Origin of the sequence: Staphylococcus sp. HMSC65H10, from assembly GCF_001839185.1 — a bacterium.
GTDB lineage: Bacteria > Bacillota > Bacilli > Staphylococcales > Staphylococcaceae > Staphylococcus > Staphylococcus simulans.
Genome location: NZ_KV840334.1, coordinates 63,616 through 83,008 on the forward strand (window position 1 = coordinate 63,616; position 19,393 = coordinate 83,008).

Genomic DNA, 19,393 nt, shown 5'->3' on the forward strand with positions numbered 1-19,393 from the left:
TACAGGTATAGAAGATTAACATACCTTACTATGCATCACGTCACTTATTTATTTAAAGTGATACGTGTACCTGCTTTACCTTCTAAAGCATCGACAGCGTCTGCTAATGAACAGATAATCGCTTCTTTACCTGTTTTCGCGAATTCAATCGCAGCTTGGATTTTCGGTAACATACTGCCTGCTGGGAATTGACCTTCCGCAACATATTGTTCCGCTTCCTCAACTGAGATGTTTTCTAATTTCGCTTCATTCTCTTTACCATAGTTGATATAAACATTCGGTACGTCTGTTAACATAATGAACGTATCAGCGTTCACTTGTTCAGCTAATTTCAAGCCTGAACGGTCTTTATCAATAACCGCTTCTAAGCCATGAATTTTGCCGTCATCGTCACGATATACAGGGATACCGCCACCGCCTGATGAAATGACAACTGTGTCTGTCATTAAGCGTTTAATCGCATCTACACCGTTGATCACCATTGGTTCTGGTGAAGGTACAACACGACGATAGCCACGACCAGCATCTTCAACCATAGTGAAACCTTGTTCTTTTTCCATGCGTTTTGCTTCTTCTTCTGAGAAGAACACACCAATTGGTTTCGTTGGATTATCGAAAGCTGGATCATCTTTGCTGACTTCAACCATTGTTAAAAATGACACAACATTTGAATCGATACCGCGTTGGTATAAATCGTTTTTCAGTGCGCTTTCCATCATATAACCGATGAAACCTTGAGATTCAGCGTTACATACATCAATCGGCATTGGTGAAACTTGGTCTTTAGCCGCTTCGTTTTGAACGATGATGTTACCTACTTGTGGTCCGTTACCGTGTGTCACAACAATTTTGTGTCCACTTTCTTTAATGTCGGCCATTTTGCTTGCCGCATTTTTTACGTTGTTATATTGATTTTCAAACGTTGTTTCTTGGCCAGGTTGTAAAATTGCGTTACCGCCAAGTGCTAAAACAACATATTTACCCATTCTTCTTTCACTCCTTCAATAAAGCTATAGACATACCATAAAGTGTGTCTTTACCTGATGATGAGCCTACTTGGAGAAGTTTTTCTAACGTCGACTTAGAGGCGTCTTCCATCAAATCAGTTAATTTAGAACTAAAAATACGTTTAACGGCATACTTTAAAAAGGTTTGGCTGACCAATGTCGTTAAAGGTTCATCCACCAGCTGTTCAATTTCTGTTAAATGCTGCGGCTGAATAAACGGTCTAATAAAGTGAACAAACAACATCCCGACTAACATATCATCGCCTGATGGCGTCAAACCTTGTCCTCGACCTATTAAATAGCGTAATTCAGTCTTCGCATCTCCATGTGGGTTTGACAATGCATCATAAATCGATTGCATTTTAGCAGGATTAAAGTCACCGTCAGCATATTCACAAAAATCAAATGCTTGGATACTCTCCTTTAATTGATTCAAATGAATGGCTTCAAAATTTTGACTCGCTTTAAATACATTCACATTGATATTTAGTTGTAGATTGCGATCAAACGCTAAAGCACGTGGATGTGCTTTTAACGTTTGACCCACCTGAATCGATTGTAGTAATCGATCTCTAGTGTATGCATCAACTACAACGCCAAATGGGAACATCCCATTTTCAGTGGTACCGATAAAGATGAGATTGTCATCTTTATCCACCACATTTAAACCTTTATTAAAGCAACTGTGTACTTTAAGTTCTGTTGTATGATTCAAGATTCTGCTTGCACTTGCGCCAATGGCTTGTGCTGTGAGAATCATCCATTAAATCCTAATTTTTCAGCATAAGCTGTGATTGCTTTTTCGAAGCATTCGATTGGTGGATGCACTGTACCTGCACCAATTTGACCGAAGCCGGCAATTTTGTGTGCGATACCTGTGTTGATCACTGGTGTAATACCTTTTTCAACTACTAAGCGTGCATCGATACCTAAGCAAGCACCTTTGAAGTCCCAAGTCGGGATAGAGAAGTTAGGGTTCTCACCAATACAAATTTCAGTCATTTCGTCTGAAGTTGCTAAGGCATCTGCAAAGCCGCCGCTACCTACGAAACGTGTAACTGCAGGTGCTGCGATCATTGCCATACCGCCGACACCGATTGTTTCAGTGATTGCTGAGTCACCGATATCAGGGTTAGCATCGTCTGATGAATAACCTGTGAAATATAAACCTTGTGGTGTATTTACAGGTGCTGTGAACCATTCGTCACCCATACCAGCGATACGGATACCGAAGTTTTCACCGTTACGGCACATTGCTGTAACGATTGTACCGTGTTGAATTTCACGAGCTGCGTCCATCATTGCTTTACCTGTTGCCATCGCAACGTTTAAGAAGAATTGGTCAGTGTCTGCTAAGAACTGAATAACTTCTGTACGTTTTTCTGGTTCAACATCTTCTAATTCAGAGATGATTGGCGCAACTTCTTTTAAGAATGCAAGTGAAGCTGCAATGTTACGTTGGTGGAATTCGTCTCCCATTGCGATTGCTTTCGCAATTAAAACGTTAACGTTTAAGCCGTCTTCCATTTGACGAACAGCTTTACCTAATACTGGACCTAATACGTCTTTCATCCAGTGTAGACGGTTAACAACTGTTTCATTGTAAGCACCGAAACGTAATACTGCGCCGATACCTTCGTTCATTTGGCAATAAGCTTCGTTGCCGCTTTCTCTGTTTTCAACAACCAATACAGGCATGTTCATTGAAGTGATACCGCCCATTGGTCCTACTGCATTCACGTGATGACAAGGAATGAATTCAATTTTATCATTCTCTAATAATTCACGTGCTGCATCTTCATCATTTGCCCATTCTTCGAATAAGATTGCACCGATACATGCACCTTTCATTGGATCAGTCATGTTTTCATATTTAATCGGTGGACCTGCATGTAGTAAAACATGCTCTTTCAATTCAGGAATTTTATCTTTCGCAGGTACCACGTCAACTAGGAATGGTGCTGCTGCGATCATTTTATCTATGACAGCTTGGTTTGCTTCATCAATTGTTTGGTAACCCATTATACAGACTCTCCTTCATAGTTGTTTAAGAATTGTAATACTTTCATTAGTTTTTCGTCTCCGCCAGCAACTGGTCTCCAGTTGAATTGCACAACGTCTGCGCCGCTTTCATCAATTGCAGTCGCAAAGCTTTTTAGTCCAACGTTGATAACGCTTGGAGTTGTGTTGATTAATTGAAGAATCTTATCGTCTACAGATAAGTCAACTGAAGTTGCGTCGAATGACTCTTCTTTCAATTCTGGTTGTTCAGCTTTATGACCTGTTAATTCGATTGCTGAACGTACCATTTGATCGTTTGTTTCGCAGATTTGTGCACCTGCTTCTTCTAATGTTTTGATTTGTTGTTCATAGTTTTGTGGATCGTGTTCTGTACCAACAACAGTTGCTAATACAGCAATGTCACGACCATTTGCTTTTGCTTCGCTGATGATATCTTCGATAGCTGGTGCTAATTGACCTGCCATATCATCATGGCTGCCGTAACCGATTACGTTATCTAACATGATTACTGCAGTGTTTTCATCATTTGCAGCTTCTTGTAATTTTTCGATACGTTTACCTGGGTCGATCATTGGGTGAGGACGACCTTGTGTATACATGTCATCACCTAAGTCAATGATTTCATGGTTGCCAGCTTTGTAAGTGAAACCTTCTGTAGTTTCATCTTTTAAGCCGTCGAACGCATCTTTTACAAGCATTGCTGCTTCGCTTGCTAATGTACCACCTGAGTAGTAACCTTTGATGCCGTCTTGGCCATCTTTCAATGTTGCTTTGATTTCTTTTGTTGCTGGTTTGAATTCAGGTTTTTCACCATTAGAAAGTTGAACTGATACGCGTGCAGCTTCTTCTAGTGTGTATGCATGGTAAATGTTTGCTTCAGTGTATTCTGGTTTGTGACCTAAGAATAATGTCACAACTGGTTTGTCGATATTACGAAGCAAGTTCAATACTTTTTCTTCTACTTCTTTAGCTGGTGGTTTTGAAACAACTGTAATGACTTTAACAGCTGGATCTTGTGCTAACGCTTTGATACTGTCCATCATTGTGATTGCGCCGACTTCTGTTGATAAGTCACGGCCGCCTGTACCGATTGCGTTAGTTACACCTTTACCTTCACGGTCAACAATTGTAGTGACTTCTTGGATACCAGTACCTGAAGCACCTACGATACCAATGTCACCTTTGTTAACGATGTTAGTGAAAGCTAATGGTAATGAATGGATAATACCTGTACCACAGTCAGGACCCATTACAAGTAAACCTTTGTCATGTGCCATTTCTTTCAAACGTACTTCATCATCTTTAGGTACGTTGTCACTGAACATGAATACATGCAAGTTGTTTCTTAATGCAGTTTCAGCTTCCATAGCCGCATATTGACCAGGCACTGAAATTAACGCAAGGTTAGGATTAGTAGCTTTATCTAACGCTTGGTTCCAGTTAGAAACTTCTTGTGTTGATTCAGCTTTATCGTCTTCCGCTTTACCTTTTAATTCATCTTCAACTTGTTGATTCACTTCATCAACCATTGATTCATCATCTGTATCGATCATGATAACAATGTCATTTGGTTTTGCTTCATCTAGTTCAGGTGAATCGAAGCCTGAAGCTCTGAAGATGTCTTTGTTTGCGGGTGTACCCATCATAATTGATACTTTATTAACGCCGTCCATTGCTGATAATTTGTTTGATAACAACATCAATACAATAGAGTCTTGATACGTATTCTCTTTAATGATTGTATATAACATAATAGTCCTCCATTATTATTCTGCAAATCTGTTTTTACCGTGATAACGGTCATAATGCACATCATCTGACTTCAAGTAGTCATAGATGTCATCTACAATTTCAATACCATCTTTGTCATAGCGTTCACTACGTAAACGTCCACGTTCACCTGGGTAGTAAACTTCGCCATAACCTTTCGCAGCTGGTTGTGCTTTCAACTCATCAATCATTGTTGAAAGTTGTTGTTTGAACTGTTTAGGGTCAGTGAAGTAAGCCGGGTTAATTACAACGTGTAATTGGCCTAAATCTCTGCCTTTTGTTAAATCTTTGTACATAGATGACACGTGGCCGCCGAATGGTAAACCAAGCAAGCTGCCTGATAAAATGTCTACCATCATCATCAAGCCGTAGCCTTTAGGTCCTGCAACAGGTACTAAAGCGTGTACCGCTCTTGAATCTGTAGTAGGTTCACCGTTTTCATCTACTGCCCATGTATCTGGGATAGATTGGCCTTTTGAACGTGCATCTAACACTTTGCCCCATGCTTGTACAGTTGTTGCCATATCAAATGTGATCACACGATCATCATTTGTCGGCGCACTGAAAGCGATCGGGTTCGTACCGAAATATGGTTCAGTTCCGCCGAATGGTACAACCATTGGGTCAGATTGACACATACTGATGCCGACCATATCTTGGTCTGCTGCCATTTCAACGAAATAGCCTAACGCACCACTGTGGCTGATGTTTTTCACACCCACAACTGCGATACCATTTTCTTTCGCCATTTCAATCGCTTTGTCCATAGCTTGTTTTGCTGCTTGGTGTCCTGGGCCATTGTCGCCGTGGAACACTGCAGAAGATGGACCTGTTTTTTCAAACTCGTAATTCGGATGAGCATTAATACCACCCTTGGCAATACGCTCTGCGTAATATTCAACACGTACTGCACCATGAGAATGAATCCCGCGATGGTCTGCGAATGTTAAAACATCTGAGACGTCAGCAGCTGCATCTTCTTGCAAACCTGCTTTCATCAATTTATTTTTCATTAACTCATAAAGTTCTTTTTTTGTAACACGCATCACTAAAACCCTCCTGACTTTTTTGAAGATTCTTGCAATTTATTAGTCTGCAAAACTAAATAAAGAGCGGTGCCGGTGCAATGACCAGCACCGCTCATTCAATTGAATTAGTAAACTTGTTCTGACTTCATGTAATCATAGATAGATTGTGGAATTGGAATACCTGTTTCGTCGTATTTTGCTTCCACATCTTCTTGAATTTCACCTGGATAGTAGACTTGGTCAAAGCCTTTCGCAGAATCGATGTCATGAAGTTCTTGAACCATTTGTTCCATTTGTGATAAGAATTGTTCCTCGTCACCGAAGTAACTTGGATTGATCACTAAATGGAATTGGCCCAGACGACGGTACGCACTGTAATCTTCATACATTGAAGACACATGCTGACCAAATGGTAAGCCAAGCAAGCTGCCTGATAGAATATCTACCATCATCATCAAGCCGTAACCTTTCGGTCCAGCTGCAGGCAACAATGCGCTGACTTTATAAGGGTCTGTCGTCGGTTCACCTTTATCATCCACTGCCCAAGTATCTGGGATTGAATGATATTTTGAACGTGCGTCTAAGATTTTACCCCACGCTTGTACAGTTGTAGCCATATCAAAGACAATAGGCTTGCCGTCTTTACGAGGTGCACCAAATGCAATCGGGTTCGTACCGAAGTAAGGTTTTGTTCCTCCGAACGGTACAACCATCGGATCTGATTGGCAGACACTTAATGACACTAAACCATGTTTACCAGCCATTTGTGTGTAGTAACCAATCGCACCGCTGTGTCCCATTTCTTTGACACCTACTGCAGCAATACCGTTTTCTTTCGCCATTTGAATCGCTTCTTCCATCGCATGGTAAGCTGCGTAATGACCCACTGTATTATCTGCGTGATAAATACCTGTAGATTTGCCTGTTTTTTCAAATTTAATTTCTGGTTCTAAGTTGAATCCGCCTTTTGCTGTACGTTCTGCATAGTAGCGCAAGCGCACGGCACCATGTGAATGGATACCACGTGCGTCTGCGAATACCATCAGCTCAGCGACTTTGTCTGCATACTTGTCAGGCATGCCTGCAAGCATAAGCTTTTCTTTAAATAATTGGCGTAACTCATCATAGCCAACATAAACTAAATTCTCTTCACTCATGATTTAGAAACCCTCTCTTATAGTTCGATGTCACGGTTAGCATCTTTAGAGTAGATATATGCGAATGGTTCTTCTAAGCCGATAGCATAAGTTGCTTGTGGAGCATAAGCACCCATGAAGATATAGTCACCTTTGTCTACTGGTAACCATTCGTTGTCTAGGTTGTACATACCGCGGCCGCTTAATACGTAAGCACCGTGTTCTTGTACGTGTGTTTCAACATAACCATGTGAAGCACCTGGTTCGAATGATAAGATGTGAATGTTCATGTCATATGCGATATCTTTTGGTAATAAGTCTTGAACTAATACTTCTTTCATACCTTCATATGGTTCTGCTTTAAGGTCATTAACATTGCCTGTCACAACTTCTGGTTTGTGACCTTCAAGTGGTTGGTAACGTTTTTTGTATAAGAATACGCGGCTGTCTTCGTTATTGTTGTTGTTTTCGAATTTCATCACTTGATCAGCTGGTACGTATAAGTAACCGCCTTGTGATAATTCATATTTTTCATCGCCAGCATACGCATTGATGTTTCCGTATACAACATAGATGAATGTTTGGATACCGTCTCCGCCGAAGCCTTGAGTGTTGCCGCCTTGGTCTTTCAATGTAACTAGGTAGTCAACGAAACGTGCACCTAAACGTGGTGAACCTAAAATAGTAACGTCGCAATCTTCGAATCCTGGTACTACGTTATTTACTAAACCGTCTGGAACGATAACTGCGTAATTGTCTTTTTTGATAACTGCTCTTGTTTCTAATAAACCTTCTCTATAACCTTGATTGTGATTTAAGTAACCCATTATTAAAAACTCCTTTACATTAATTATTCTTTGTAAGCTAATTCATATAAAACGTCTTTTAATACTTCGATTCCTTTTACTAAGTCTTCGATGTTTGTTTCTTCTTCAACGTTATGACTGATGCCGTTGATAGATGGCGTGAACAACATTGCTGTCGGAACAAATTTCGCAAAGATTTGCGAATCGTGTCCGGCACCTGATGCCATGACTTTATATTGTTCTTTACCCACTATTTGGTCAGCTGATTGTTCGATTCTATCTACTAAACCTTTGTCCATTAATACTGGGGCTTCGTCCATCCATAAATCAATATCGTACTCTAAGCCTTCTGACTCAGATACTGATTTGATTGTTTCTGTGATTTCGTCAGCGAATTGATTCAATGCGTCTTGGTCAATATGACGTGTATCAATACTGAAGACAATTTCGCCTGGAACTACGTTAACTGTGTTCGGTACAGGATCAACACGGCCGAAAGTCAGTACTAACGGATCGCCGATTTCTCTAGCGCGTTGTGTTAATTTAGAAGCAATCTCACTAAATCCTACAACTGCGTCTTTTCTTAAGCCCATTGGTGTTGTACCTGCGTGGTTCGCTTCACCTTTTAATGTAACTGTGTAACGTTTTTGGCCGACAATCCCATTCACTACACCAATTGCTTTGTTTTCAGTTTCAAGCACTTTCCCCTGCTCGATATGCACTTCAACAAAGGCTTTGATGTCATCGTGGTTTTGGTCTTGTTTTCTGTAGTCAAAGCCAGAGTCTCTCATCGCATCTTCAAAACGCACACCTTCTGCGTCTGCAATCTCTTCAACTTCTGATTTGTCTACAAGATTGAAGTAGTTTTTACTGCCCCAGAATGCGAATGGGAAACGGCTGCCTTCTTCTTCAGCTAAGGCAAGGACTTCTAGAGAACGAAGCGGTTGGCCGTGTTCTTCTTTAAGTGCCTTCATTGCTGTCACAGCAGCTAAGATTCCGTATTGACCGTCTAAATGACCGCCTTCAACGACTGTGTCAATATGTGAACCTGAAACAATTTTTTCATCTGGATATTTACTGCCTTCTAAACGACCTGTTAAGTTGCCGATGTCGTCGAAAGTTGCGTCAAATCCAGCTGATTCTAATGTTTCTTTTAAAGCATGCACGGCTTGCTGCCATTCATCTGAATAAAGCAAGCGTGTAATTCCTCCGCCAATCAAACCGCCATATGCGGTAAACTGCTTATCTAAAGCTTCAAAAGAGGAACGGATGTTCATATTCAACAACTCCTTTTCATCTCATCATCTATTATAAATGTTTACTTTTGTTACTACATCCACAATTCCGACAATTAACATCCTCGTATTTATTCATTTTGTACAAATACGATAGATATAAGATTTGCGATAATTATTTTGGGTAAATATGAACAATTTAAAGCAATCTAACATAACCAAAGGAGGTTCTTTTGTTGTCAGAAACAAAACACATCACAACCCAAGACCAATTTCAATTAACGCAACTCATTACACCCGCTCAAAATGAACCTAAAGGTATCATTCTTTACTTTCATGGTGGCGGCTTAATTTTCGGTCAACCTGATGATTTACCACAGGCCTACGTTGATTTGTTAACTGAAGATTTCACAATGATTTCAGCAGATTATCGTTTAGCACCTGAAAGCAATATCGATACAATTATGAATGATGCATTAACACAATTCGATGATGTCAAAGCTAATCATCCTGACTTACCAATTTTCTTATTCGGTCGTTCAGCAGGATCATTCTTATCTTTAATTGTTGCATCTAAACGCGATGTCCAAGGTATTCTTGATTTCTATGGTTATAGCCGTTTCCACGTACCGCAATTCTTACGTGCGAATCCACAATACAAAGCCATGTCTCAACAAATCACACCAGAACTGTTAAATAATATGATTCAAACAGAACCTTTAACACAAGGTGATTTACAGACACGTTATCTCATTTACCTTTATGCACGCGGACAAAACGAATGGCTGAAGTTACTAGGCATTCAACAATCTACAGATGCTGCCTATAACATTGCGCCTAAAACACTTAAAGCATTTCCACCTACATTTATTGTGCATGGTAAACAAGATCCAGATGTACCTTTCGGTGAAGCTCAACATTTAGACCGTAATATTCCAGAAACTAAATTTATCGCTTTCGATAACAAAGATCATGATTTTGATCGCGAAGTGAATGACTTTAATTTAGATATCTACCAACAAGCTAAAACATTTTTATTAAATCTTGTTTAAATGCGACAAAAGGCCTCCGAACTGAAATGTCGGAGGCCTTTTTTATATTAATGCTGTGATACAGCATGCATACTTATTTGAATTTAACCAAGACTTAGATAAATTCACCACGGAAATCATTAGAAACACCGTCTTCAAGACTGTAAGTTTCTTCACCGCGTAAAATTGTTTTCGCAACTTGTGCGTTAATTGTACGACCTACATATGGGCTTAATTTATTGCGGTATTCTAAATCTTCAGCTTGTAATGTGTATGAAGATTCTGGTTTGATGAAGACGAAGTCTGCATCTTTACCAACTGCAATACTACCTTTGTTGTCTAAGCCGAAACGTTTTGCAGGTTCAGTCGCAATAATTTCAGCGAAACGTTTAAGTGATAAGTCGCGTTTTTGAACACCTTCGTCGAATAAGATATCCACGTTATTTTGGATACCTGCGATACCGCCCCAAGCTTCAAATGCGTTATCAGTATCTTTTAAGTCAGGTGTACTTGGTGAGTGGTCAGATGTTACGAAGTTGATGTCACCATTGATAACACGTTCCCACATACCTGGTAAGCGTGATTCTTCACGGATTGGTGGTGAACATTTAACAACTGGACCAATGTCATCTAATTCTTCTTTGTAGAAGTATAGATAGTGTGTACAAGTTTCACATGTTACGTCTACACCTTCTTGTTGTGCTTTAATAACTTCATCCACGCCTTCTTCACATGCAACGTGTACGATGTGTAAACGGCAGCCAGTTTCTTTTGCGAATAAGATCAATTTGCGGATAGGTTCAACTTCTGTGAATACAGGTCTTGAATCTACGTAAGCTGCCAATGATTTTTCGCCGTTTTTATAAGCGATTTCGCCTAAACGGTCTGTAATATCAGCATTTTCTGCGTGTACAGATAAGATTTTACCTGTTTTCGCAATTTGTTTCATACCTTCGTAAAGTGAATAGTCATCTACGTTTTCGAAGTCGCCATCGATTGAACGGTCACCACAAGTAGCTAAGAACGCTTTGTAAGCCACAACGCCTTCTTCGTCTAATTCTTGGATACCACCATCTAAGTTATAAGGCACTAAACCGCCATAACTTGCAACGTCAGCTGATAATTTACCTTTACCTGCATCAAATTTTTCTTGGATTGATGCTCTATCAGTTGTTGCTGGTACTTGGTTTAAAGGCATTTCAACGAATGTAGTAACGCCGCCTTTTGCAGCACCTTTCAATCCTGTTTCGTAGCCTTCCCACTCGTCACGGTAGCCGCCGCCTGGTTCTGTAATATGCACGTGTGCATCTACCATACCTGGTGCAACGACTTGTCCTTTTGCATCGATAACTTTTTCTGCGTCACCTAAGTCATGACCAATTGCTGCGATTTTTCCGTCTTTAACAGCTACTTCTACTTCTTGTTCGCCTTCGTCTAAAATGACACGACCATTTTTAATCAATAAATCATATTTCATTAGCTTTCTCTCCTTTATCCTTTCTAAATTTCTTTTCTAACACGTATAAAATGATGTAAGAAATGCCTGCGATGAAAAATCCGATAAACCATGAGAAGTCAGAAATGACTTGGAATTTCGGAATGAAACCTAATAGTGAAACAACAACACCAAGAATTGTAGCCACATAAGCAGAGAAGTTAAATCTTAATCCGCCATGATTTGGATTATTTGTATCAAAATACAATCTCTCGATGTCGACTTTACATCTGTTGATTAAGTAGAAATGTACGATTAATACACCTGCAACCGGCCCTAAAATTGCACCGATCATATTTAAGAAAACGAAAATACTATCTTCATTTTCCATTAATTTCCAAGGCATAATCAGAACACTCACAACAGAAGCTAAAATTACACCACGACGATAGTTAATCAACTTCGGCATCAATACACTTAATTGATATGCTGCTGGAATGATATTACTTGTCGCGTTCGTTGAAATTGTAGTCATCAATAATACACCTGTGGCGATTAAAATCGTCCAGATATTATCCCAATTATTGATAATTGTTAAGATATTCCATTCTTGGTGACCTAAGAAGATAGAACCACCGATAATGATGAACACACTACTGAATGCGAATAATAAGTGTGCAACAACAATACCTGAAACTTGTCCTACAATTTGTGCACGTGTTGAAACTGCTTTTTGTGTAAAGTCAGAAACACTTGCTCCAGGTCCAGCCCAAACACCCATCATTGAGTTGAAAATTAGGATGAATGATAAAATAGCTGGATAAATAATACCACTTGATTTTGTTGTGATTTCATAATGCATGATGTTGTCCCAGCCGCCGGCAACCATGAAGCCCCAGATTGCCATACCGCCGAATACAATGTAAATTAACGGGTTTAAAACTGCAGTGAATTTATTTAGTGTCTCACCGCCGCCGATACCAATCGCAAAGTTAATAGCCCAGAATACTAAAAATGCGATTAAACCAGGTATCGTGATGCCTAAAATTGTCGTTCCATTACCAAAATGCTCGAACCCCGGGAAGATCTTAATAAGCAAAATGAGTAATGCCTGTGAGCCTGCGAAGGTTTGTAATCCGAACCAACCAATACCCGCAATTACACCACGTAACACACCAGGAAGTTTTGCCCCGATGTCACCATACGTTTGACGTAACTGCATGGCAAATGGAATGCCGTATTTAGAACCAGCATAACCGTTAACCGCAAGTAATGTCGCAATAATAAATGAACTGAAGATCAATGCGAAAATTACTTGTAACGGCGAAAGCCCTAGTAGCAAAAATCCGCCTACGGCAGTATAGTTAGGAATGTTATGGACAGCACCCATCCAAAGGGTGAAGAAGTTGAATGTTGATATATTTCTTTGGCTGTCTGTTTTAGGCATAACATCCTTGTTATAGCCTCTGCGTTCGAAGAAAGCCGCATCATGAATGCCGCTTTGCGCTTGCCCCTGTTTCGTCATTTCTATATCTCCTTTGAGTTGGAATAAATATGACTATACGTATAATCTTTACTTAAAATTTTACAGTTACTGGAAGCGTTTTTCTTTGTGCAGTTTGACAGTAATTTTTTATAAAATTATCGATTTCGAACAAATTCTGTCATTTCATGTTAAAATTTATTTCAGTAGATGCGTTACAATAACAAGAGCATTTAGTATTCAAAAACTTATAATGACGATTACATAGAGTGTTTGAAGGCGTTTAAATACTACTCATTTAAATAAACATATAGAATTAATAAGTAAATTCACTTGTATAAAGAGAAACCATTGTAATAACATCTGAAATTCAACATACCAACTTTAAGGAAGGTGATTAAATGCCGACGTTGCAAAATATACTCGCTGCTCCGAGCTTTGCCGGGTTGAAACTCATTAACGAAAATGGGGATTTAAAAAGAGAAGTTCGCCACTTAGACATCACAGAAAATATTGATATTAAAGACTACACTGCTAAAGAGTCATTTATACTCACGACGGGGTTATTATTTCGGGATAATCAAGCAGGCTTGAAACAAATGATTAAAGAATTAAATGATATTGATACCGCGGGGTTAGGTATTAAAACGTCTCGTTATTTAAAACATATCGATCAAGAAGTGATTGATTACGCAAACGAATTAGAATTTCCATTGATAGAAATCTCTGAAGAGTGGAATTTAGGGGAAATCACAAGACAAATTTCAACTTATATTTCAGATGAACAAACAGCTAAATTAAACTACGCTTTGAATATTCAAGAAGAACTGAACGATATGCTGATTAAGGGTTTCGGAGTCGAAACAATGATAGAAAGAATGAGCCGTATTTTAGGCGTACCCGTTCTGTTATTCAATCCATTCTATATGGTTGATTCTCAAAGCTGGCATTACCAACAGAATAATTTGTTGAAACAACAACATATCCGTTACTTTTTAGAATACTTACGTTCAGAAAACGCTAATACAATTACTCGCAATCAAACGAAGTTCACTAATGACGTGGCGATTTTCAAAGTACAAGCCTATGCTTATTTCCCATATTATTTAATGGTGTCAGATATCAATAAGCTGTCTTATCCTTTCAGTTTATTAACGATTGAACAAATTGTCTCAACATTGAGCTTTGCGATATATAAAAATAAAAAGATTGAAGAAGCTGAACACTCAGATATCAATCGTTTCTTTGAATCCCTGATTACGAATCGTTCTGATCAATCTTTATCTGTTCATAATCATCCGATTTTATTTGAACAATACGGTATTTACCCTTCCGATTATTATCAAGTCATTATCTGTGCCATTGACCCAATGGATAATTTAGAAAACAGTCAATACGTTGAAGAGCGTTATCAATTCGTTTACACATGGCTCATACACAAACTCACAGATTTAGATTCACGTATCAGTGTTTACAGTATGCCAAGTAATCGCAGATTTGCGATTTTACTACAATCTAAACATGAATATTATTTAAATTACTTAAAACATATTCAACAAGAATACCATGAGTTCTTCGACAGCAGTATTTCATTCGGGATTGGTAATAGAGTCACAGAATTCTCTCAATTATCAACGTCCTTTATGGAAGCGAACGAAGCTTATGAAAGCGGCTTAGATAAAGCACGTAAAGCATTCATGAACTTCTATCAATCAAAGAGTATGAAAGAACTCTTACAGCTGTTGCCGCCAAGTAAATTGAAACCTTTCATTCAACATACTTTAGGTGACCTAGCCTATCCTAAAACGAAAAAGGATGAAGAGTTAAAAGATACGCTTAAAATGTACATGGATTATCAATGTGATATTACCAAAACTGCGAAGAAAATGTTCATTCACCGTAACACTGTAAAATATCGAATTAAAAATTGTGAAGAAATATTAGGTTGCACGGTTGAAGATCCGTTCAACTCATTAAATATTCGTCTCGCATTATATGCATCAGAAGAAATACTCTTCGATCAATAATAACGTTATAACTATCTATCAATCATTAATCAAACAGGGGGAGCTCCATGAATTTAGATACTGTCATGTCTCATTTAGACACTTTTAATAACTATGGTTTTAATACAGAAACAGGCGGCACAAACCGCATTGCCTTTCGTCACGCTGAACGCTTAGCCGCATTGAAATTCTCAATGCTGTGCCAAGAAGCAGGATTAGATGTCCGCTTCGACTACTTCGGCAACGTCATCGCAAGAAGAGAAGGTAAAAAACCTAACTTACCGCCCGTTATGATCGGATCACATATCGATACCGTAAAAGATGGCGGACGTTACGACGGCTTACTTGGTGTTGTAGCTGCATTACAACTCATGCTGCATTTAAACGAACACCAAATTGAAACAGATCATCCAATTGAAATCGTCGCATTTACGGCAGAAGAATCTGCACGTTTCAACACTGCGACACTCGGCAGTAAATACATTACAGGCAACTTGTCTCAAGACGATATGAAAGAAATTAAAGATAATGAAGGCAAAACGCTATTCCAATTGGTCGACACTTTAAAACAAAGCTTACCTTCAGAACAAGATTTCTATCATCAAGGAGATTTAAAGGCCTTCTTAGAACTGCATATCGAACAAGGACCTATCTTACAAAACAAACACAAAGACATTGGGATTGTGACACATATCGCAGCACCTCACCGTTTTAAAGTTAAATTAACAGGTGAAACAAGTCATTCCGGATCAACACCTATGCCAATGCGTTATGACGCTTTAACTGCCGCATCAGAAATCATCTTACAAGTTGAAGCCATCGCGCAACATTACCATAAAGCAGGTGTCGTTGCGACAGTCGGTCATTTAGATGCCTTCCCTAATATCATGAATGCTATCCCTGGCGATGTAACATTATTGATTGATATTCGAGGTAAAGAATTAGAATCACGTGAACAAGTTGCGACTGAGGTACAACAAGCCATTTCAGAGATTACAAAACGTCGTAATATACAAGCTGAGGTTAAAGACTTAGGACAAGATATGCCTGTAGGTCTGAATGCAGAAATTGCCCAAATTACTAAACAAGTGTGCGAACACCATAACTACAGTTACCGTTTCATGTTCAGCGGTGCCGGTCATGATTCCATGAATATGGCATTAATCTGCCCTACCAGCATGTTGTTCATTCCATGTAAAGACGGTATCAGCCACTCACCTAAAGAGTCTGTTGAACCAGAAGAAATTGAAAAAGGTATTCAAACACTTATAGATACAGTCATTGAAGTGGCAAAAGCAGACGTCAAACTACAATAAAAACAACAACGAACCGAATATCAAACACTTAAAACAAACCCGAGAGAAAAATTCATGTTTCCTCTCGGGTTTTATGTATAATAAAATAATAAATAGCAAACAACTTTCCATCTCCATCAGAAGTCAGTCATAATTACATAACTATAAGAGGAGCACACAACATCTATGAATATTGGAAAACAACTCGTCCGCTTAAGTCAATTACACGGTTATAGTTACAAAGCTTTAGCTAAACACTTAAATATAAGTGAATACCAATTAAGACAATGCGAGAATAAGCATGCACCTTTTGATTTCAATCTCACTTTAACTTTAAGTCAATTTTTCAAAGTAAGAACCAGTTATCTAACAGCCGAACATACAGTCTTTTCTAGAACCAATACAGTACAACGCGGACATGTTTCTATAAGCAACTACAACTTTCATACACACACCCAACAATTTTACCAATCCATATATCTAGCGAACTTTGTAGAATTCCAATCAAGATTCGTCAAATCACCTTTTAAACAGATTTTAGACATCACGGCTGAAATAGAGCAGCTTTACGATCAAGCAAATAGCCAAATTAATTTTATTAAAAACGCTGCTGAAAAAGCACGCGCATTACTTATAAAAGAACCGTCGAACCTAAGGTTGCTATTCATGTTAGAAAAAGGAGGTTTATGTATATGCGAGTCAAATATCAATAACGAAGCGAAACCTTTCAGTTTTTGGTCTGAAAAAGGTATGCCTTATATTGTTCTAAACCACAACAATGATTTTGCGGTAAAAAGCGTGTTTGATGTTGCGCATGAATTAGGTCATTTACTGTTACATAAGCATATTCAATTTGATTTACTCACTTATGAAGAATTTCAAGATATAGAACGTGAAGCAAATATCTTCGCCTCTTCATTCCTATTGCCTGAACAAGCATTTAAGGAAGATATGAAGAAAGTATCTAACTTGTCTAATCCAGATGATTACACACCATTAAAACAGAAGTGGTATGTATCTATCAAAGCCATGGGTCAGCGTGCTTATGAGTTAGGATTACTCACATTTGAAGAATATATTGCTTTTTGTCATGCGATTCATGAAAAGAATTATGAAGCGGTTGAACCTTTAGATGATACACTAGCACGCAGACATCCAATTAAAATAACCGCTCATTTAGAATACATGTTCGTAAGAAAACTCATTACACCGCAAAAATTGTTAGACATCCTAAAAGTAGAACCTGAATTTTTAACACAGTTAGCCAATATCAATCAAAGCTTATTTGATAAATTCACTAAAAAAGAACCTAAAGAAATTTTAAAATACGATTTTATAGACACTTCTGATAACCGTTAAAAACTATTGAATATTTTGTATTTACACATTTATAATTTCGAAACCATTTTATCCCTATTAAATGACTTCACAAGTAATAAGAATATAATGATGTCTAAGATAATTAAGACGAAACCTGCGATTAAGATGGTTTGATAACCTAACAGCATAATACCTGAAGCTTGAGAAATGATTAGACCGATAATGGGTACAACTAAGAATAACGCAACACTTTGAGCTGACTTCATACTCTTTGCCTTATTCGCAACCATCATCACGAGACATATCGAAAGAAAAGTCATTGATGGTATAATCAACAGAATTAAAGAGAGCCATGCTCCATTAGGAAAAATTAATTGATGGAATTGTTTCCAACCAAATAAATTCACTGTTATACCATAGAGTACAATGGCGCCATATGTGATGACGATGGAAGGTATAAAAGATGCGATAACTTTTCCTAACAACATTTCTTTATCTGATAATGGTGTATACAACAATCCCTCTAACGTTTTGTGTTCTTTTTCTCCCACAAAGCTATAACTCGCAGAAGCATTAGAAATAATGACTGGCATCAAAAGAAAGAGTGGCATTAAGAAATACATCAATACTATATAAATTAAAATATGTTCAGGTGATGCATGAACAGGTAAATTAAGTGTATTTAACTGGTGAATCGATTTTTCAAATTCACTCGGCAAATTAACTAAATCAACTTTCGTACTGAAAATAATCAAGATATTCGGCAGTATGACGCTGAAAAAGACAGCGATGAAAAGCATAGGATATAACGTCGACTTATCATACATCATTTCTAACAATTCTTTTTTAACCAATGCTTTGATACGATGTGCATTCATCTTATAAACCACCTACTTTTTTCTCATAGAGTTCTTGTAACGCATGTTGATATTGTGTAACTTCATAAACCTTTATATTTTCTTTTACTAAAATAGTAATAACTTCAGAAATGTCCTTATATGCATCCACTTTCACAATCAATTGATCATCTCTAACATCATAGAAAGAAACTAGATCAATAGATGCTTGACTTAAAAGACGTTCTGCTTCTTGAACGTCTGACACTTTTAAATGAAATTCATGTCCCGGCCATTCTGTTTGTATCAATTGTGATACAGTCCCTTGCGCAATAAATGTTCCTTTTTTCATAATGAAAATATTATCCGCAATTTTTTCTAAACCTTGAAGTTGGTGCGTACACATTAAAATGGTAGTTCCTTGCTTTTTAGCCATCTGTTTAAGTAATTCAATAAAGCGTTCTGAAGCAATAGGATCCAACCCTGAAGTTGGTTCATCTAATATTAATAATTTAGGGTTTGTCATCATCGCTCGAATTAACAATACCTTTTGTTTCATACCTTTACTTAAAGCACCTGCTTTGGCCTGCATATGTGCTTCAATATCAAACACTTTTAATAAATAAGTACTGTTTTGATTAAAATCAGTTGTATCTAAACCATACAACTGCGCCCAAAACTTTAAATTTTGAGCAACAGTTAAATTTTCATATAAAGCCCCATCATTTTGGACAGCCATAGCTTGTCGTACTTCATTGAAGTGCGGTTGGTCTAAAGATTGATCAAATAAGGTGACCACACCTTTATCCGGTTTCAACAAACCGGTCATCAATTTTATGGTTGTTGTTTTACCGGAACCATTCGGACCAAGTATCGCATGAATTTTTCCTGTTTCTAACTCAAACGAAATATCCTTTATAACTTCCACATCTCCAAAACTTTTAGATAAATGTTCAATTTTCGCAATCATGATGATCTTCCTC

16 protein-coding genes are annotated in these 19,393 nt (G+C 38.1%); 4 read left to right on the top strand and 12 right to left on the bottom strand.

The genetic code is table 11. The features are described from left to right. Positions 1-44: 44 nt before the first annotated feature. From arcC to allC, 8 genes are all read right to left on the bottom strand, one after another. A complete protein-coding gene (arcC, locus tag HMPREF3270_RS05590) occupies positions 45-986 on the bottom strand; it encodes a carbamate kinase (protein WP_070848920.1) in 942 nt (313 codons plus the stop codon). 7 nt (positions 987-993) lie between these two features. Beyond that, positions 994-1,767, bottom strand: a complete 774-nt coding sequence (locus HMPREF3270_RS05595) for an oxamate carbamoyltransferase subunit AllH family protein (RefSeq protein WP_070848918.1) — start codon at positions 1,765-1,767, stop codon at positions 994-996. Beyond that, entirely contained in the window at positions 1,764-3,029 is a 1,266-nt protein-coding gene (locus HMPREF3270_RS05600; RefSeq protein WP_002479896.1) for a YlbE family protein, read from the bottom strand. Before HMPREF3270_RS05600 ends, HMPREF3270_RS05595 begins: the two co-directional genes overlap by 4 nt. Beyond that, the gene (locus tag HMPREF3270_RS05605) at positions 3,029-4,780 is read right to left on the bottom strand and encodes an acyl-CoA synthetase FdrA (RefSeq protein WP_002479897.1); all 1,752 of its coding nucleotides are present in this window, start codon (positions 4,778-4,780) and stop codon (positions 3,029-3,031) included. Before HMPREF3270_RS05605 ends, HMPREF3270_RS05600 begins: the two co-directional genes overlap by 1 nt. A 15-nt stretch (positions 4,781-4,795) precedes the next feature. Then, the gene (gene allD / locus HMPREF3270_RS05610; protein ID WP_002479898.1) at positions 4,796-5,845 is read right to left on the bottom strand and encodes an ureidoglycolate dehydrogenase; all 1,050 of its coding nucleotides are present in this window, start codon (positions 5,843-5,845) and stop codon (positions 4,796-4,798) included. A 107-nt stretch (positions 5,846-5,952) separates the two neighbouring features. Next, positions 5,953-6,984 (bottom strand): ureidoglycolate dehydrogenase, encoded by a 1,032-nt coding sequence (gene allD / locus HMPREF3270_RS05615; protein ID WP_070867184.1) that lies wholly within the window; start codon positions 6,982-6,984, stop codon positions 5,953-5,955. A gap of 17 nt (positions 6,985-7,001) precedes the next feature. Continuing rightward, positions 7,002-7,790, bottom strand: coding sequence for a (S)-ureidoglycine aminohydrolase (gene allE / locus HMPREF3270_RS05620; RefSeq protein WP_002479900.1), 789 nt, complete (start codon positions 7,788-7,790; stop codon positions 7,002-7,004). Between the two features lie 23 nt (positions 7,791-7,813). Beyond that, positions 7,814-9,046: an allantoate deiminase gene (allC, locus tag HMPREF3270_RS05625; protein WP_070848914.1), complete on the bottom strand. Its 1,233-nt coding sequence runs from the start codon at positions 9,044-9,046 to the stop codon at positions 7,814-7,816. A 194-nt stretch (positions 9,047-9,240) separates the two neighbouring features. Between allC and HMPREF3270_RS05630 the strand changes: the two genes are divergently transcribed. Next, positions 9,241-10,056: an alpha/beta hydrolase gene (locus HMPREF3270_RS05630; protein WP_070625352.1), complete on the top strand. Its 816-nt coding sequence runs from the start codon at positions 9,241-9,243 to the stop codon at positions 10,054-10,056. Between the two features lie 94 nt (positions 10,057-10,150). Here HMPREF3270_RS05630 and allB read toward each other — a convergent pair whose 3' ends face one another. After that, on the bottom strand, positions 10,151-11,512 hold the full coding sequence (allB, locus tag HMPREF3270_RS05635; RefSeq protein WP_070848912.1) for an allantoinase AllB: 1,362 nt from the start codon (positions 11,510-11,512) through the stop codon (positions 10,151-10,153). Then, positions 11,502-12,995, bottom strand: a complete 1,494-nt coding sequence (locus tag HMPREF3270_RS05640) for an allantoin permease (RefSeq protein ID WP_002479904.1) — start codon at positions 12,993-12,995, stop codon at positions 11,502-11,504. The genes allB and HMPREF3270_RS05640 overlap by 11 nt, the downstream gene beginning before the upstream one ends. A 359-nt stretch (positions 12,996-13,354) precedes the next feature. Here HMPREF3270_RS05640 and HMPREF3270_RS05645 point away from each other — a divergent pair, with 359 nt between their 5' ends. From HMPREF3270_RS05645 to HMPREF3270_RS05655, 3 genes are all read left to right on the top strand, one after another. Further along, positions 13,355-14,980, top strand: coding sequence for a PucR family transcriptional regulator (locus tag HMPREF3270_RS05645; RefSeq protein ID WP_070848910.1), 1,626 nt, complete (start codon positions 13,355-13,357; stop codon positions 14,978-14,980). 47 nt (positions 14,981-15,027) lie between these two features. Beyond that, positions 15,028-16,275, top strand: coding sequence for a Zn-dependent hydrolase (locus HMPREF3270_RS05650; RefSeq protein ID WP_070848908.1), 1,248 nt, complete (start codon positions 15,028-15,030; stop codon positions 16,273-16,275). Between the two features lie 165 nt (positions 16,276-16,440). Continuing rightward, positions 16,441-17,613 carry a spr1629 family repressor/antitoxin gene (locus tag HMPREF3270_RS05655; RefSeq protein WP_070848906.1) on the top strand — a complete coding sequence of 391 codons (1,173 nt, stop codon included), beginning with the start codon at positions 16,441-16,443 and terminating at the stop codon, positions 17,611-17,613. 29 nt (positions 17,614-17,642) lie between these two features. Here HMPREF3270_RS05655 and HMPREF3270_RS05660 read toward each other — a convergent pair whose 3' ends face one another. Then, positions 17,643-18,452, bottom strand: coding sequence for an ABC transporter permease subunit (locus HMPREF3270_RS05660; RefSeq protein ID WP_070848904.1), 810 nt, complete (start codon positions 18,450-18,452; stop codon positions 17,643-17,645). A gap of 1 nt (position 18,453) precedes the next feature. Continuing rightward, the gene (locus HMPREF3270_RS05665; protein ID WP_070848902.1) at positions 18,454-19,380 is read right to left on the bottom strand and encodes an ABC transporter ATP-binding protein; all 927 of its coding nucleotides are present in this window, start codon (positions 19,378-19,380) and stop codon (positions 18,454-18,456) included. Between the last annotated feature and the right edge of the window lie 13 nt (positions 19,381-19,393).

Excerpts from the sequence above, each read along its gene's own strand:
- arcC (WP_070848920.1), bottom strand. The coding sequence starts at position 986 with ATGGGTAAATATGTTGTTTTAGCACTTGGCGGTAACGCAATTTTACAA.
- HMPREF3270_RS05595 (WP_070848918.1), bottom strand. The coding sequence starts at position 1,767 with ATGATTCTCACAGCACAAGCCATTGGCGCAAGTGCAAGCAGAATCTTG.
- HMPREF3270_RS05600 (WP_002479896.1), bottom strand. The coding sequence starts at position 3,029 with ATGGGTTACCAAACAATTGATGAAGCAAACCAAGCTGTCATAGATAAA.
- HMPREF3270_RS05605 (WP_002479897.1), bottom strand. The coding sequence starts at position 4,780 with ATGTTATATACAATCATTAAAGAGAATACGTATCAAGACTCTATTGTA.
- allD (WP_002479898.1), bottom strand. The coding sequence starts at position 5,845 with ATGCGTGTTACAAAAAAAGAACTTTATGAGTTAATGAAAAATAAATTG.
- allD (WP_070867184.1), bottom strand. The coding sequence starts at position 6,984 with ATGAGTGAAGAGAATTTAGTTTATGTTGGCTATGATGAGTTACGCCAA.
- allE (WP_002479900.1), bottom strand. The coding sequence starts at position 7,790 with ATGGGTTACTTAAATCACAATCAAGGTTATAGAGAAGGTTTATTAGAA.
- allC (WP_070848914.1), bottom strand. The coding sequence starts at position 9,046 with ATGAACATCCGTTCCTCTTTTGAAGCTTTAGATAAGCAGTTTACCGCA.
- allB (WP_070848912.1), bottom strand. The coding sequence starts at position 11,512 with ATGAAATATGATTTATTGATTAAAAATGGTCGTGTCATTTTAGACGAA.
- HMPREF3270_RS05640 (WP_002479904.1), bottom strand. The coding sequence starts at position 12,995 with ATGACGAAACAGGGGCAAGCGCAAAGCGGCATTCATGATGCGGCTTTC.
- HMPREF3270_RS05645 (WP_070848910.1), top strand. The coding sequence starts at position 13,355 with ATGCCGACGTTGCAAAATATACTCGCTGCTCCGAGCTTTGCCGGGTTG.
- HMPREF3270_RS05650 (WP_070848908.1), top strand. The coding sequence starts at position 15,028 with ATGAATTTAGATACTGTCATGTCTCATTTAGACACTTTTAATAACTAT.
- HMPREF3270_RS05655 (WP_070848906.1), top strand. The coding sequence starts at position 16,441 with ATGAATATTGGAAAACAACTCGTCCGCTTAAGTCAATTACACGGTTAT.
- HMPREF3270_RS05660 (WP_070848904.1), bottom strand. The coding sequence starts at position 18,452 with ATGAATGCACATCGTATCAAAGCATTGGTTAAAAAAGAATTGTTAGAA.
- HMPREF3270_RS05665 (WP_070848902.1), bottom strand. The coding sequence starts at position 19,380 with ATGATTGCGAAAATTGAACATTTATCTAAAAGTTTTGGAGATGTGGAA.